Source organism: Terriglobia bacterium, assembly GCA_032252755.1.
Lineage (GTDB): Bacteria > Acidobacteriota > Terriglobia > Terriglobales > Acidobacteriaceae > JAVUPY01.
On record JAVUPY010000079.1, the window covers coordinates 18471 to 34824 of the forward strand.

Sequence of the window (16354 nt, forward strand, 5' to 3'; positions counted from 1 at the left end):
CGAGCCCGGCCGCCTGGCCGGGCCTTTGTTTTTTCCGCAGCCTCGCCCTTCTTTTCTGTTCAACCATGAAATCGGGGTGTAATATTCACGAACCCCAATTTCTTCATATTCTTTTCTGTGGGGCGTTCCCCAAGGTCCCCATAGTTCTATCCATTACCAGAACAACAGGGTGTCTTTCTGTCCTCGCATTCTTTGGAGATGTACCTGACAATTCGGACTACTCCGTAGTCACCTGAACGAGCTGCCGCGCCCTCAGTTTCGGCACGACGCTCTCTATCTCGCAGTCAGTGAAAGTACCGGGTACGAAGTTCCAACAGGAGAGAAGAAATGAAGAAATGTGTGGGGAAGGTTTTCTCCGTCGTCTGCGTCGTCGCCACGTTCGCCATTTTGGCAATGCCAGCTGCCGCGCAGACATCGCAAGTCAAAGAAAAACCGCCGATGTATTCCTACGTCGCGAACTGGGTCATTCCGCGTGCACAGTGGGGAGACATGGCCAAGAACAATGCCGCCGACCTCCCAATACTTCAGAAGGCCCTCGCCAGCGGGACGATCGTTGGCTTCGGCGACGACGAAACGCTCATTCACACGCCTGACGGTTCCACTCACGACAGTTGGTGGTCTGCAATGTCGATGGCAGGAGTACTCAATGTTCTGGAGCAGTTCTACACTACTGGAGCAGCCACCAATGCTGTGCTGGCCAGTTCCACAAAGCACTGGGACAACCTCTGGGTAAGCCGTTACTACAACTGGCACTCCGGATCATTCAAGGGCGGATATACCAAAGTCTCGTTTTATAAGCTAAAGAAAGATGCTCCGGATAATGCCGTTGACACGCTCAGCAAGAATCTCATAGCGCCTTTGCTTGAGAAATTGCTCGCAGACGGCACCATTCACGAATACGAAATCGACACCCAGGCGATCCATACCAGTTCACCGGATGGGTTCTCGATCGTCTACATTGCCGCCACTGCCGAGGGTCTCGACAAGGTTGACGCGGCAATTCACGCAGCGGTACAGGCGCAGGCTCTGTCCGGGCCTGCATTTGGCTCGATGACAGAGTACTCCGCTCATCGCGACGAACTTCTACGGACCAACGCGACCTACAAATAGAACTCGAGCTTCCGCTTCGCGAGCGGCGCCATTCCGCGCCGCTCGCGCTAGTTTCATCCGTCATTTTGCAGTGTGTCAGAACGCACACACTCCTGTGATTCTCCTGTCGCGCAACATTGACCTGCCCGTACTGACCATTTAGCATGATGCGGGCTTAGAGCAGCAGTCACGCGGTCTTGAACCGAGCTGCGCAAGCGCAAGGAGAGACCTGTCTCTCTTGCAACTGCTGTAATTCATCACGTAAGACTAATTCGTTTTCGCAAAACGTAAGGAGAGTTAGATCGATGGCTTCTGTAGAAGATAAAGTAAAGCAGATTATCGTTGAGCAACTCGGTGTGGACGAGGGCGAAGTCACGCCCAACGCATCGTTCGTGGACGATCTTGGCGCGGATTCGCTCGACACCGTGGAACTGGTGATGGCGTTCGAAGAGGCCTTCGACATCGAAATCCCCGATGAGGATGCCGAGAAGATCCGTACCGTCAAAGATGCGGTTGACTACATCGACAAGCACGCGAAGGGTAAGTAAATAGTGGCGCGTCGGGTGGTCATTACCGGGATCGGGCTGATCTGCGGTGTCGGGAATACGGTTCCAGAGGTCTGGTCGGGCCTGCTGGCCGGTAAGAGCGGCATCGCCAGGATCACGCATTTTGACGCCTCCGCATTCGCTTGCCAGATAGCGGCGGAGGTCAAGAATTTCGATCCTCTCAACTTCGTCGAAAAGAAAGAACTGAAAAAAATGGGGCGCTTCATCCATCTTGCCCTGGCAGCGACGGATGAAGCCATGAAGATGTCCGGCCTGCAGGTGACGCCCGAAATCGCAACTCGCGTCGGCGTTCACATCGGATCCGGCATCGGCGGATTCGACGTCATCGAGCGCGAGCACTGCGCGTTGCTCGAAGGCGGCCCCCGCAAGATCTCCCCATTCTTCATTCCTGCAACCATCATCAATCTTGCCGCCGGCCACGTCAGCATTCGTTACGGCGCCAAGGGGCCCAATGAAGCCACTGCAACCGCATGCACGACCAGCGCGCATTCCATCGGAGACGCTTTCAAGATCATTCAGCGCAACGATGCGGATGTCATGATCGCTGGCGGCACCGAAGGAGCGATCACGCCGATGGGGGTGGGCGGTTTCGCCGCCATGCGCGCGCTTTCCACGCGCAACGACGATCCAGAGCATGCCAGCCGTCCATGGGATAAGGATCGCGACGGCTTCATCGTTGGCGAAGGCTCGGGCATTCTGATCCTGGAAGAACTCGAGTTCGCCCGTCGCCGCGGCGCCAAAATCCTCGCCGAGATCGTCGGGTACGGCATGAGCGCGGATGCCTATCACATCACCGTGCCATCGGAAGACGGCGACGGCGGTTTCCGTGTCATGACCAATGCCATCAACGACGCCGGCATCAAGCCAAGCGACGTCGGCTACGTCAACGCGCACGGCACCTCGACCCCGGTCGGAGATGTGCTTGAGGCAAGGGCAATCCGCCGCTGCTTTGGCGACTACAAGGTGCCCGTCAGTTCGACCAAGTCGATGACCGGACACCTGCTTGGCGGCGCCGGCGGACTGGAAGGTGGCATCACGGTTCTGGCGCTGTTGAACCAAACCCTGCCGCCAACCGTCAATCTCGAGAGCCAGGACCCCGATACCGAGGGAATGGATTTCGTGCCCAACCACCCGCGCAAAGCGGAATTCGAGTACGCACTCTCGAATTCCTTCGGCTTCGGCGGGACCAACGGCTCGCTCCTGTTCCGCCGGTGGTCCGAGTGAGCTCGTAGCCCCGGGCGCTGCCCGGCAACTTATATCGAAAGCACGGCTGCGGCCGTGCTTCCTTTTTATTTACAATTTGAGTCCCAGATGTACTTTGTATCGTATCCCCAATGGGGCTACGATACAGACGCAGCTTCTTGCAGCAATCCTTCTATGGCTCCTGTTCCAGCCCCGCAAAAATCGGGTGGTCCTAAGGCGTACGCCTACGTCGCCCTCATCGGTCTGGGCGACGCGGCCGCCAAACTGATCGGCGATTGTTTTAAGCAGTTCGGAATCGAAACGAACGCGTTCAGTCCGGAAGACGCGCCGGTCCGCTTCAAGCGTGAAAAGTATGAGGCCTGCGTGCTATCGCTGCGGGCTCCGAACGTGGGCCAGTTGCTTGGCGATATTCGGAGCAGCACCAACACGCAGCGCATGGTGGTTTACGGAATTTGCGGAACGATGCAGGAAGCATTGCAATTCTCGCAGTACGGCGTGAACGCCACCTTCAATGATCCTCTCGATCGCCAGAACCTGCTTCGCGTCATTCGCGCCACGCACCTGCTCGTTCTGCACGAACTGCGTCGCTACGTTCGCATCCCCATCGTCACCGAGGTCCGGGTACGCTCCAATGGCACCATCCATCGCGCCACAATGATCGAAGTGAGTGGCGGCGGACTCTCCATGCACAGTCACGCGGGATTCGATTTCGGCGAGAACGTTGAAGTCCTGTTCGCTTTGCCCAATGCAAAAGAAGTCTCCATTCGCGGCACCATCGTCTGGATCCGCCCCGATTCCGGCGCAACCGGCGTTCGCTATGAATTACAGGACCCCGGCCGCGAAATCGTGAAGTCCTGGATCGACGACTACCTGGACATTGAATGACGAACGTTTCCTCAGGCACTTTCTTATGACTAATACCCTGGAACTGCACGGCATCACCAAGCGCTATGACAGCTTCACTGCCGTCGACTCGCTTAGTTTCTCCATCCCGCAAGGGTGCGTCTACGGCCTGTTAGGTCCCAACGGCGCCGGGAAGACAACCACCATCCGCATGATGATCGGTATCACCTTGCCCGACAGCGGCGAGGTCTGGATGTTTGGCGAACGCTTCAGGACGGCGCATCTCGACCGCGTCGGCTATCTTCCCGAAGAGCGCGGCCTCTACAAGCGGATGAAAATCAGCGAACTGCTCAGTTTCTTCGCGCAACTGAAGGGCATTTCGCGAGTCGAGGCCGACAAGCGTGCCGCCCGATGGCTCGAGCGCCTCGATCTGCAGCAGTGGGCAAAAGCGAAGGCCGAGGAACTCTCCAAGGGAATGCAGCAGAAAGTTCAATTCATCGCCTCGGTCCTGCACGACCCCGAGTTCGTCATCATGGACGAATTCTCCTCCGGCCTCGATCCCGCAAATGCGCGCGACCTCGAAAACATCCTGCTGGAGCTCCGCAAGGCCGGAAAGACCATCCTCTTCTCGACCCACCGCATGGACCAGGTCGAGAAACTCTGCGACGAGATCACGCTCGTGAATCACGGCCGCGCCGTTCTCCAGGGCGAACTCCGTGCCGTCAAGGCAAGCTACGGCAAGTCCTCTGTCGAGATCGAGTATGACGGCGATACCTCCTTCCTCGAACGCAAGGACCTCGTGCAGTCGTTCCACAACTCAGGCAACCGAATCGAGTTGAAGCTGGCTCCTGGCGCCGATTCCCAATCCTTGCTCCGCCTCGCCGCGGATAAGGCACGCATCAGCAAGTTCGAACTCGTTGAGCCCTCACTGGAGGAAATTTTCATTGACGTGGTGAGCGCCGGGAAAAATGGCGGTGCTGCATTAAACGGAGCCGCGGGGGTGACCAATGCGTAATGTCTGGCTGATCGTCAAACGCGAGTATCTTGAAAGGGTTCGCACCCGTGCCTTCATCCTCTTTACCGTGCTGATGCCGATCTTCGTCGCCGGTGTCGTTGTGGTCCCGAGCAAGCTGATGATGATGAAGTCCGACGCTGTCCGGCACATCGTCGTCGCTGCACCGACCATGCAACTCGCGAATGAGATCAAGTCGCAGTTGGAGAATCCCGAGCGTCCGACAAAGTCGCGTGCCAACAGCGATGAAAACACCTCGCCAAAGTTCGCCGTGGACGCGCAGCAGACGACAGATGAGGCCGCGCGCAACGAACTCACGACGCAGGTTGCCAAAAACAAGATCGACGGCTTTGTCTGGCTTACCGATCAAGCGATTACCGATAACAAGTTCGTCTACGTCACCAGCCATCCCAGCGACTTCACCGATTTCTCTACCGTGCAGGGCGCGGTCAATCGCTCTGTCATGCGCTTTCGAGTTGCGGCAAAGGGAATTCCGCCGGACCAGATCAAAGGCATTCTCAAGCGCCTCGACATGGACGTCACCAGCGTGGATAAAAGCGGTAAAGAGGGCCCGCCGGTCGGCATCGCCGCCTTCTTCCTGCCCTATGTGATGATGTTCATCATCTATATGACCGTCCTCATCTACGGCATGGCCGTAATGCGCTCGGTCCTGCAGGAGAAGACCTCCCGCGTCATGGAGGTGATGCTCTCCGCCGCAACGCCCACTCAAATGATGGCGGGGAAACTGATTGGAGTTGGCGCGGTCGGGATCACACAGATCTTGATCTGGCTGGCGACACTTGTCATCTTCAGCACGCCAGCGTTAGCCGCTGCAGGACCCGTGATGAAGGACCTCAGCATTCAACCCGCCGTGCTGGTGTGCCTCGCCGTGTTCTTCCTGCTGGGATACTTTCTCTATAGCAGCATGTACGCGGCCGTCGGTGCCATGGTCAATTCCGAAGAAGAAGCCCAGCAGTTGCAGTGGCCGGTAATGATGCCGCTCATCCTGTGCGTCGTATTTGCCAGTGCCGTCATTCGCGACCCGAATACTCCGCTCGCCTTTTGGACCTCCATCTTCCCATTCACCGCTCCGATCATCATGTTCGTCCGGGTCGCGGTGCAGATGCCGCCACTCTGGCAGATCCTTTTGTCCATCGCCCTGCAGATCCTCGCAATCTGGGGAATGATCTGGGTCTGCGCCCGTATTTATCGCGTCGGTATCCTCATGTACGGCAAGCGCCCAACCCTGCCGGAAATCATGAAATGGATTAAGTACGCGTGAGGAATGGTTCCCGTTCGGGTGCCCCGTCCAAGCTCAGCTTGGGCGGGGTAGTTCTTTGCGTTCCCACCGTGCGTTCCCTAGAATCTTAATGTGGCTTCATCCGACGCAACCGTGATGGACGAGCAGACGACTCCTGACGAGCGCCCCTTCACTTTCCGCCAGCGCCTGGCCCTCTTCTCTATTTCCGTGGCTGGCTACCTTGCCATCTCGATCATCTGCCGCACCGTCCGCTTCACAGCCAGCACCGAAGAAGAGGGCGTCACCGATCCCGCCGCCCTTCCGCCGCCTCAAACCATTGCCCCCTTCTGGCATCGCTGCGTCTTCTCCGCAACCTACTTCTTTCGCAAGCGGGGTATCTCCGTCATGACCAGTCGCAGCTTCGACGGCGAGTACATTGCGCGGATCATCGAGAAGTTCGGTTTCCGGGCCGTGCGCGGATCAAGTTCTCGCGGCGGCGTTCGCGCGCTTCTCGGGATGCACACCGTCATCGAAGGAGATGGCGTCGCAGCATTCACCATCGATGGTCCACGAGGTCCGGTCTACGTGGCCAAGCCTGGCCCGGTCCTGCTCGCCCGCAATACCGGCGCACCCATCCGCTGCTTCTACATTGCCGTGAAAGACGGCTGGGTGCTGAATTCCTGGGATCGCTTCGTCATCCCGAAGCCTTTCACTCGCGCGCACGTTCGCTGGTCGCGCCCCATCTTCGTTCCTCGCCAAACCGACAGCGTCGCCGCCCAGCAGTTTCACGCCGAAATGCAGGCCGCGCTCGAGCGTGTTCGTGACCAGGCCAACGCGCTTGTTGGTTCTGCCGTTTGACACGCCGCTGCTTTTTCCATACAGTTCAAATTTCCCTGTCTGATTGGATTGGGCGTTCTTTCGCAATCTTTTGTTCGCGCGTTCATGACCTTCGTCATGAACAGGGAAGCGGGTGAGAATCCCGCGCTGCCGCGCAACTGTAAGCGAGCTAAGCTGCCTGCCACTGTGCAATCGCATGGGAAGGCCACAGCTGCTGTATGACTCGCCGAGCCAGGAGACCGGCGCGAACGCAACGACAACCCCTTTCGCGTGCAAAGGAGGACGACTTGCGTTTCACCTATTTCCTTTTTCTCCTGCTGATAACACCGACCGCGTTCGCATCTGATCTGCGAGTCCGTGTCACCGACCCGCATCACGCGCCGGTCTCTGGTGCTCACGTTGCGCTCTACGAAGGCCAGCATGTTATCGCCGTCCAGACCACCACCGCCGAAGGCACCGCCGAATTTCACAATATCGCCGACACCAATTACCGCGTCGAAGTGCTCGCGCCCGGTTTCGCATTGTTTTCAACTACCGTCAGCGGAACCACCGAGCAGATCGGTGCCTCTCTCAGCCTCTCCAACGTGAACACCAGTGTGAACGTCACCGCCGCGCGTACACCGCTGCCCACCGAAGATTCCCCGGTAAGCAACGCTGATCTCACCGCCACCGAACTGAAGGATTTACAACCGGTGGCCGCGGGCGACGCCATTCGTTTCCTTCCCGGGGCCATCGTCTCCAATGCCGGCCAACGTGGTGGCCTGACTTCGCTCTTCGTCCGCGGCGGCGAATCGCGCTACAACAAGGTGATCCTCGACGGCGTGACCGTGAACGACCCCGGTGGCACCTTCGATTTCGGCGTAGTGCCCATGACCGACATCGATCGCGTCGAGTTCGTGCGTGGGGCCGAAAGCACTCTCTATGGCTCCGACGCCATGACCAGCGTCGTCCAATTTTTTACCCGAAACGGCAGCACCCGAACTCCCGAGCTTCGTTTCGGAGCCGACGGCGGCACCTTCCAAACCGCCAACGGATATGCAGCGTTCTCCGGAGCAATCCATCGCTTCGACTACAACCTGTTCGGGAACCAATTCAACACCCTGGGGCAGGGAATCAACGATTCCTACTGGAATTCCTCACAAGGCGCCAATCTCGGTTTTGCAGTCACTCCGAAACTGCAACTCCGCTTTCACGCCCGCCACAACAACAGCTTCGTAGGGATTCCCGGCGAGTGGTGGTTCAATGGTCAACCGCTTCTTCCACCCGACCGCGACGCGCACGCCACCCAGAACAATTTCCTTTCCAGTCTCGACCTCAGCTACGCCAGCGGAAAATGGCAGCACCGCCTCACTGGGTTCGAATACAACCACGTCCGCAATGACGTCGATACCGTGCAGGAGCCCGGCCGGCAAACCCCGGCCTACGGAAACTTCGACTACCCCTATCACGACTTCGCCAGCATGAATCGCGCCGGCCTCGAGTACCAGGGCGATGTCTGGGAGCGCACCTGGACGCGCACGACCTTCGGCTATCGCTTCGAAGATGAGAATGGCTTCGTCGGAGACATCACCGCGCCGCCGCTGGGCCACGGCCTGCGCCGCAATCATTCGCTTTACGGACAGCAGGTCTTCGCCGCCCATCGCGCCACCCTCATCGCTGGCCTTCGTTACGAGCATAACGAGAGCTTCGGTAACCGAGCCGTACCAGAACTCGCGGCCAGCTACCTGCTCTGGAATGGACGCGGCCCACTGGGAGCATTTCGCCTGCGGGGCCGCTACGCCGGGGGCATCAAGGAGCCGCGCTTCGAAGAGTCCTTCGGAGTAGGCGGGTACAACATCATCGCCAATCCCAACCTCAAGCCGGAAACCAATCGCAGCCTTGAAGCCGGTTTCGACCAGTCGTTCTTCGCCAACAAGTACGCTCTGAGCGCCGTTTACTTCGACAACCTTTTCCGCAATCGCGTCGACTTCAACATCATCGATTACTCGACTTTCGAGGGCCAGTACGTCAACGTGAACAAGTCCTTCGCCCAGGGTGCTGAAATCGATCTCCAGGGTCGGCCCACCGAGCGCATCCAATTCCAGGGAGCCTACGTTTACACTTCCGGCCAGATCCTCGCCGCTCCGTTCGCCTCGGGCCCACTCGCCCAGGGCAATCCGCTGCTTCGTCGCCCGCGCCACTCCGGCAATCTGCTTGTCTCCTATACTCGCCACCGTTTCGGCGGCACGCTCGGCGGAACCTTCCTCGGCCGCCGCTTCGACTCTGACTTCCTCGGCCTCGAACCGCCCATTACATACACCGCCGGCTACGCACGTTTCGACCTCGGCGCATGGTACGAATTTCATCCCCGGATTACCGCTTATGCGAATTTCGAGAATTTTCTAAATCGCAAATACGAAGACGTTGCCGGCTATCCCGGCCTCAAAGCGAACTTCCGCGCCGGCCTGCGCTTCCGCCTGGGAGGCGAATAGAGTACGTTCCCATCCCGCATCTGCCGCAGCCAGCAGACGTGGGTCTTTTCTACCTGGAAATGAGGTCTTTAGACTTTTCGGAGTGCCGCGATTTTTGCTTCCTGCAACCGCCGTCGAATCTCGTCCAGTTCTTCCACCCGATGCGGCGGAAGAACCTGCTGTGTTCCCAGCATGTGCGTGGTCAAGGCAATCTTCGCGAAGTGCTCTACCGTCTCCATGTGCATGTAGGCGGTGCAGAGATCTTCGGCGTGCGCCACTACTCCGTGGTTCGCCATCAGGACGGCGTGGTGACTGCACACCAGCGGCTCGAGTGATGCGACCAGTTCTTGAGTTCCCGGCGTTCCATACTTCGCCAGCGGTACTGATCCGAGCGATATGACGATCTCGGACACCAGCGGCTGATCCAGTGGCATTCCTGCCGCTGCGAACCCGGTGGCGGTCGGCGGATGCGCGTGCACAATTGCCGCTGTCTCCGGACACTTGCGGTAGATCATCATGTGCATGGCGATCTCGCTGGAGACCTCGCGGAAGCCTTCCAGCTTGCGCCCCTGCATATCGACGACCACCAGGTCCTCGACCGTCATCATGCCCTTGCTCAGGCAGGTAGGCGTAGCCAGCACTCGTCGCTCGTCCAGTCGGACTGAAATATTGCCGTCCGTGGCAGCAACAAACCCTTTGTCGTGCAGCGACTTACCCAGTCGTACAATCTCTTGGCGAACTTCGTATGCCGTCATGATGCAGTACTGCCGCGGACGCAGGATAAAAGGGAACCGGGCGCGCAAGGCAGTTTGGTTATACTACCCCACCTTTCGGCGGATCGCCAACAAATACACTTGCAGCGCCGCCTATAATCGAGCAGTGCTGGTTTCGGAGTTCGATTTCCACCTTCCCGAGGAGTTGATCGCGCAGCAACCGCTTGCCGATCGCGCTGCCTCGCGTATGCTCCACCTCGACCGCAACTCCGGCGCCTTCCAGGATACCGGCTTCCGAGAGTTCCCGAACCTGCTCCGCCCGGGTGATCTGCTGGTCCTTAACAATACCCGCGTCTTGCCTGCCCGCCTCTTCGGTCACCGAGGCGGCCTGCACGCCCAACGCCTCAGCCCCCAAAACCCCGCCATGCGAGACTTTCTCCACGGCAAAGTCGAAGTGCTGCTGGCGAAGCAGGTCAGCCTGCACCCACCCACCTGGCAATGCCTGGTTCGCCCGGGACGAAAGATTCGCGTGGGAGAGAACCTCTTTTTCGGCGAGGGTACCGCCTACGAGTTACACGCAGAGATCATCGAGCACGGCGAGTTCGGGGAACGAACGATCCAATTCGACGATGTCCCCGACTTTTTCGAACGGCTCGAGAAACTCGGCCACGTGCCCCTGCCGCCCTACATCCATCGCCAGGATCGCACCGAAGACCGCGACCAGTACCAGACCGTCTTCGCGCGCAATCCCGGGTCCGTAGCCGCGCCCACCGCCGGCCTGCACTTCACCCCGGAAATCCTCGACCAGATTCGCAACCGGGGCATTGAGATCGCCGAAGTCACCCTGCATGTGGGCCTTGGAACTTTCCAGCCCGTCCGCAATGAAGTCGTCGAAGAGAACAAGCTACACACCGAAACCTTCGAGATCGGCGAAGAAGCAGCTGCCAAGCTGAACCAGGCGCATTCGGAAAACCGACGCGTCATCGCTGTAGGCACCACGGCGGTTCGAACCCTGGAGTATGCCGCCGCCGAAGACGGAACGATTCAGCCCCAGCGCGGCGAGGCCGACATCTTCATCTACCCCGGCTGGCGCGGCCCTGACGCTCCTAATCGTGGCTTCCGCTTGGTGCAAGCCGTGCTGACCAATTTTCACTTGCCCAAGTCCACGCTGCTGATGCTCGTCTCCGCCTTCGCCGGCCGCGAAAGCGTCCTCCGCGCGTACGACCACGCCGTCGCCGAGCGCTATAGATTTTTTTCCTATGGGGATTGCATGTTTATCGAGTGATCCGGCTATGCTTTGGCAGGGGCAGGCGCCCTCGCCTGCCCCTGCGAGTGCAAACTCGCATCCGTTCTTGGCCCACCCGATTTTCAGTTCTTCGGTTTCCCTACTTCTCCCCGCCCTCCGGCCCGTAAAAGATCACCCAAGTGTAGAAATCATCCGTGAACTCTTCGAATCGGTGTACCTCTCCAGCCGCCGCAAACAGCACGTCTCCCGGCCCGAACGGCTGTCGCGTTTCGCCGTTCATGAAGATCCCTTCACCTTGGACGACCACGTACAGCTCATCCTGGCTGTGCGGTTGTTGAGGATCCCGCGAGCGAGGCGCGTAGATTTCGACGCGCAGCGTCCCATGACGGAAGACTTCGGCGAAGCGCCCGTCGCCTTCGGGAATCATCTGCATCGCTTCGCGAAGCAGGAAGCGGCGTTCGCTTGAACTTGCGGAAGAGGTCATCGATTACCCCTGGGAGATTTCTTGATTCTCAACATCATACGCGCCGGAAACCGCGCCCGGCCATGGATTCCACCTGGGTATCCCTCTGATAAAATCAGGCTATCTTGCCAGCTCGCACGAAATCCCCGAAACCCGCTGAATCCGCGCCTTCCGAGAACAAAGCGCCCGTCGCGCACCCGCCCAAGCTGCCGCCCGACACCGGCAAAGGTCGCATCTTCCTCATCGATTCCATGTCGTTCATCTTCCGCGCCTACCACGCCATGGCGCGGCAGCGGCCCATGTCCACCAAGACCGGCATTCCCACCAGCGCGACTTATGTCTTCGTGAACATGCTCAACAAGCTGCGGAACGACTTCGCGCCCGAGTACATCTGCGCCGTCTTCGATCTCTCCGGCCCGACCTTCCGCGACCAGCAGGCCGCGGCCATGAAGTTGAAGAAGTTCGACAAGGATGCCGGTGCTTACGTCGATGTCGCCTATCAAGGCTACAAGGCCAACCGCTCGGCGATGCCCGAAGACCTCGCCCAGCAGATCCCCTATATCCGCCGCGCCCTCGACATCTACCGTATTCCGATCCTCGCCATGGAAGGTTTTGAGGCCGACGACGTCATCGGGACCCTGGCCCGTGAGGCGGCCGAGCGGAAGTATCCCGTCTATGTCGTCTCCAGCGACAAGGACATGCTGCAGCTCGTCAACGACCAAGTCTGCGTCCTCAATCCGCCCAAAGATAACCTGATCTGCGACGCCGCGAAAGTCGAGGAGATCCTCGGCGTCCCACCCGAGCGCGTCATCGATGTAATGGCTCTGCGTGGTGACTCTATCGACAACATCCCCGGCGCTCCCGGCATCGGCGACAAGGGGTCCGTCGAGTTGATTCAGCGCTTCGGTTCACTGCAGAACCTGCTCGACCACTCCGACGAGGTCGAACGCAAGACTTACCGCGAGTCTCTGCAACACAACCGCGAAGCGATTTTGCTCAGCCGCGACCTGGTGACGATCGACCAGAACGTCCCCATCGAATTCGAACCAGAGAGGATGAAAGCTCAACCACCCGATGTCGCAGGCGCGCGGCAGCTCTTCACCGAGCTTGAATTCAACACCCTCGTGCAGGAGTTCCTGGGAGAGGGAGACGAAGTCGGCGAAACCGATTACCGGGAAATCAAGTCCACAACCGAACTCGAGAAGTTCCTCAAGGCTCGCCCGGTTGAAGCGGCCTTGGCCATCGCGGTCGACGCATCCTTGTCTGAGACAACTGAAGCCGAAGAACCCGATACGGAGGAGGATTCCACCCAGGGCAGCCTTGCCCTCGACACCCTGCCGCCCGCCACCCAAATCGGCCCGGAATCCATCGCATTCGCATACAGAAAAGCCAGCGCCGCGATCATTTCTCTCCGCGACGACAAGCTTCGTGACATCGTGCGCAAGACGCTCGCCGATCCGAAGCTCACGAAAGCCGTCCACGACCTCAAATCTGCCATGCACGCGCTGCAACCCGCCGGGATGTCGATCGAATGTCTAGAGCACGACACCATGCTCTACGCCTATCTGCTCGACCCGACGTACACGACCTACACACTCAAAGACCTCGCTCTCCGCCGCCTGAGCCTGAAACTGAGCGGCTCGCTGGCCGAGGCCGCGGACATGGTTTCGCGCCTCGCCGCCGATCTTTCGAAAGAAGTCGACGCCCGCAACCTTCGAAAGACCTACGAGCAGATCGACCATCCGCTGGTCCCTGTGCTCGCCCGCATGGAAGACGCCGGCATCAAGATCGATTGCGACGTCCTCGCCGCTATGTCCGAGCGTCTCGAACGCGAGTGCCACGCGAAAGCCCGTGAGATCTACGCGAAATCCGGACACAATTTCAACATCAACTCGCCCAAGCAACTCGGCGACGTGCTTTTCAACAAGCTGAACCTGCCCAGGCCCGTCAAGTACGGCAAGGGCAAGACGATTTCCACTGCGGTCGACGTTCTCGAGGGACTCGCCAGCGAGCACGAAGTCCCGCGCCTCGTGCTCGACTACCGCCAGCTCTCGAAGTTGAAATCAACCTACGTCGATGCGCTCCCGGCGCTGTGCCGTGCCGACTCCGGCCGTCTTCACACGCAGCTGAACCAGGCCGCCACTTCGACCGGACGCATCTCGTCCACGAATCCGAACCTGCAGAACATCCCGGTTCGTACTGAAATCGGCCGCGAGATCCGCGCCGCCTTCATCGCCGAAAAGGGCAATGTTTTGCTTTCCGTAGACTATTCGCAGATCGAGTTGCGCCTCATGGCGCACTTCTCCGAAGACCCGCTACTGACCAAAGCATTCCTCAGTGGCGGAGACGTGCACAAAGCCACTGCGGCGGAACTATTCGGTGTTCCCGTCGATGAGGTCACAAGTGAGCAGCGCGCAGCCGCCAAAACCGTGAACTTTGCCACCATCTATGGGCAGCGCGAGTTCTCGCTCGGACAGCAACTGGGCATCTCCACCGCGGAAGCCAAGCAGTTCATCGCCGCTTATTTCGAGAAGTATTCCGGCGTGCGCCGCTTTATCGACCGTACCCTCGAGGAGGCCCGCCGCGACGGCCTCGTGCGGACGCTCTTCGGCCGAGTCCGCCCTTTGCCCGACATCAACAGCAAGAATTTCAACCTCCGAGGCTTTGCCGAACGCACGGCTGTTAACACGCCGCTGCAGGGAACCGCCGCCGATCTCATTAAGCTCGCCATGATCCGCATCGACCGCGATCTGACCGACCGCAAGCTGCGAACCCGCATGTTGCTTCAGGTTCACGACGAGCTTGTCTTTGAGGTCCCGAACGAAGAAATTGAAGAAGTCCGCGCGCTCGTTCAGGATCGGATGGAGAAGGTCTGGGAACTCCGTGTCCCCCTGGTCGCCGAAGCCGGCGTGGGATCCAACTGGCGCGATTTGGATTAAGGTGAAGCGCCTGTGCCTCGCCGGCCAAGGCGGGTTACCTGGGCTCTTCCTTAGTGTCCTTCGTGGTTAGTCTTCTTATCCCGCAGCGCCGCTTCCATCAGCTCTCGTCTTTCCTGTGCGGTTCTCATCCCTCTTATTCGCCACAACCGGCGCAGAAACACCTTCCACACAAACCAAATCAAAACCAGCGGGATTCCGATAACGAAAAACAGTCCGGCGACTGTTTGCGCCACCCCGAAGTAAATCGCCAGAGCGACTATAGTCACACCTGCAACAAACACCGCTATCGCGGCACCAACCGTCATCCGGGGTGCTTCTTCGGAGCTCTCTTCCGCTTCAACTTCCGGAATCTCCGGATCCTCGTCCATCTCTACGCGCCAATTTCCCGCTGCAACGCGCCCGCGATCGCTTCAACGTGCTTCTTGGTTAACGATTCGCTCTCCGCTTCCACCATCACGCGCGCCAGCTTCTCGGTGCCCGAGTAACGCACGACGACTCGGCCATTGCCATCGAGGTCCGCTTCCGCCGCGTGAATAGCCTCGATCACCCGCGGCAACTGTTCCATCGGCAACTTTTCGCGAACCTTCACATTCCGAATCAACTGCGGGAACTCCTTAAGATCAGCAACCAGCTCAGCCAAAGTTCTTCCCGAGCGCGCTATAATGTCGAGCACCCGCAGAGCCGTCAACAGTCCATCCCCCGTCGTCGACTCGCCATCCATGAACAGGATGTGCCCCGACTGTTCGCCGCCGAGCATCGCGCCTGTTTTCAGCATCTGCTCCAGCACATACTTGTCGCCCACGTTCGCACGCAGCATCTGAACACCTTCGCCGCGCAGCGCCTTCTCCAACCCCATGTTCGACATCGTCGTAGCCACAACCGTGTCGCCCTTTAGTCGACCGTGCTTCTTCATATCGCGAGCAGACATCAGCATCACCGCATCGCCATTCACCACGCGCCCATTGGCGTCGCTGAACAGCGCGCGATCGGCATCGCCGTCAAACGTGATGCCCAGCGAATAATGTCCATTTGCTGCCGCTACTTGCCTGGCCACGTGCTCCGGATGCAGAGCCCCGCACCCGTCATTGATATTCTGCCCATTCGGATGCACATTCAGATACTCGCCCTCGACGCCACAGATCCGGAACAATTCAGGTGCGACCGAAGTTGCCGCGCCATTCGCACAGTCCACCAGCACCCGCATACCGCGCAGTCCAGCCCTCTCGACATTCGTGCTCAGCCACTGCACGTAGTCGTCGCGCAACGTCGCCTCGCCCGGCAGAACGTCATGGCTGTCTTTCGTAGGCTCACCGTGAGAACCAGCCAGTTCCGCCAGATGTGAAAAAATCTCCGTCTCGATCTCGTGCTCGATCGCGTCAGGCAGCTTCATCCCATCCGGCCCAAACAGCTTGATCCCGTTATCGCGCCAGGGGTTATGCGACGCCGACACCACGATTCCCGCCGCGAATCCATTCGTGCGCGCCAGGTACGCGACTCCCGGCGTCGTGAGCACACCCGCGCTGGCAAACGCAATGCCGCTCTCCATCAGTCCACGCGCCAGCGTTTCGGAAATCCACGCGCTCGACTCCCGCGTGTCCTGGCCAAAAACAACGCGCGCATTGGCATTGCTTCGTTTCAGTCGCGCGCCCAACGCGCGCCCAATCGCAAAAACCGTCGCTGGGTTGAGCGGATACTCTCCGGCAATGCCGCGGATACCGTCAGTACCGAAAAGTTGGCGGGCAGCTTGCATACC

The 16354-nt window shown here is 59.2% G+C and carries 14 protein-coding genes and 1 riboswitch; of the genes, 10 read left to right on the forward strand and 4 right to left on the reverse strand.

Going from position 1 to position 16354, the window contains the following annotated elements:
• Positions 1-327 precede the first annotated feature (327 nt).
• The 8 genes from ROO76_19745 (at position 328) to ROO76_19780 (ending at position 9261) form a co-directional block, all read left to right on the forward strand.
• Positions 328-1110 (forward strand): hypothetical protein, encoded by a 783-nt coding sequence (locus ROO76_19745; GenBank protein MDT8070405.1) that lies wholly within the window; start codon positions 328-330, stop codon positions 1108-1110.
• Between the two features lie 284 nt (positions 1111-1394).
• Entirely contained in the window at positions 1395-1637 is a 243-nt protein-coding gene (gene acpP / locus ROO76_19750; protein ID MDT8070406.1) for an acyl carrier protein, read from the forward strand.
• Between the two features lie 3 nt (positions 1638-1640).
• A complete protein-coding gene (fabF, locus tag ROO76_19755; protein ID MDT8070407.1) occupies positions 1641-2879 on the forward strand; it encodes a beta-ketoacyl-ACP synthase II in 1239 nt (412 codons plus the stop codon).
• A gap of 153 nt (positions 2880-3032) precedes the next feature.
• Complete coding sequence (locus tag ROO76_19760; protein ID MDT8070408.1) at positions 3033-3743, forward strand: PilZ domain-containing protein; 711 nt, start codon at positions 3033-3035, stop codon at positions 3741-3743.
• A gap of 25 nt (positions 3744-3768) precedes the next feature.
• Positions 3769-4716, forward strand: a complete 948-nt coding sequence (locus ROO76_19765) for an ATP-binding cassette domain-containing protein (GenBank protein MDT8070409.1) — start codon at positions 3769-3771, stop codon at positions 4714-4716.
• Positions 4709-5995 (forward strand): ABC transporter permease, encoded by a 1287-nt coding sequence (locus tag ROO76_19770; GenBank protein ID MDT8070410.1) that lies wholly within the window; start codon positions 4709-4711, stop codon positions 5993-5995. The genes ROO76_19765 and ROO76_19770 overlap by 8 nt, the downstream gene beginning before the upstream one ends.
• A 90-nt stretch (positions 5996-6085) precedes the next feature.
• Positions 6086-6811, forward strand: a complete 726-nt coding sequence (locus ROO76_19775; GenBank protein MDT8070411.1) for a lysophospholipid acyltransferase family protein — start codon at positions 6086-6088, stop codon at positions 6809-6811.
• A gap of 61 nt (positions 6812-6872) precedes the next feature.
• Positions 6873-7053: riboswitch (cobalamin riboswitch) on the forward strand.
• Positions 7054-7077: 24 nt separating this feature from the next.
• Positions 7078-9261 carry a TonB-dependent receptor gene (locus ROO76_19780; protein ID MDT8070412.1) on the forward strand — a complete coding sequence of 728 codons (2184 nt, stop codon included), beginning with the start codon at positions 7078-7080 and terminating at the stop codon, positions 9259-9261.
• A gap of 68 nt (positions 9262-9329) precedes the next feature.
• Here ROO76_19780 and ROO76_19785 read toward each other — a convergent pair whose 3' ends face one another.
• Positions 9330-9995, reverse strand: coding sequence for a class II aldolase/adducin family protein (locus tag ROO76_19785; protein MDT8070413.1), 666 nt, complete (start codon positions 9993-9995; stop codon positions 9330-9332).
• A 1-nt stretch (position 9996) separates the two neighbouring features.
• Here ROO76_19785 and queA point away from each other — a divergent pair, with 1 nt between their 5' ends.
• Positions 9997-11238, forward strand: coding sequence for a tRNA preQ1(34) S-adenosylmethionine ribosyltransferase-isomerase QueA (queA, locus tag ROO76_19790; protein ID MDT8070414.1), 1242 nt, complete (start codon positions 9997-9999; stop codon positions 11236-11238).
• Positions 11239-11338: 100 nt separating this feature from the next.
• Here the strand turns inward: queA and ROO76_19795 are convergent, their stop codons facing one another.
• Positions 11339-11683, reverse strand: a complete 345-nt coding sequence (locus tag ROO76_19795; GenBank protein ID MDT8070415.1) for a cupin domain-containing protein — start codon at positions 11681-11683, stop codon at positions 11339-11341.
• Positions 11684-11787: 104 nt separating this feature from the next.
• Here ROO76_19795 and polA point away from each other — a divergent pair, with 104 nt between their 5' ends.
• Entirely contained in the window at positions 11788-14601 is a 2814-nt protein-coding gene (gene polA / locus ROO76_19800) for a DNA polymerase I (GenBank protein MDT8070416.1), read from the forward strand.
• Positions 14602-14651: 50 nt separating this feature from the next.
• Here polA and ROO76_19805 read toward each other — a convergent pair whose 3' ends face one another.
• Entirely contained in the window at positions 14652-14969 is a 318-nt protein-coding gene (locus ROO76_19805; GenBank protein ID MDT8070417.1) for a hypothetical protein, read from the reverse strand.
• A 2-nt stretch (positions 14970-14971) separates the two neighbouring features.
• Positions 14972-16351, reverse strand: coding sequence for a phosphoglucosamine mutase (gene glmM / locus ROO76_19810; GenBank protein ID MDT8070418.1), 1380 nt, complete (start codon positions 16349-16351; stop codon positions 14972-14974).
• Between the last annotated feature and the right edge of the window lie 3 nt (positions 16352-16354).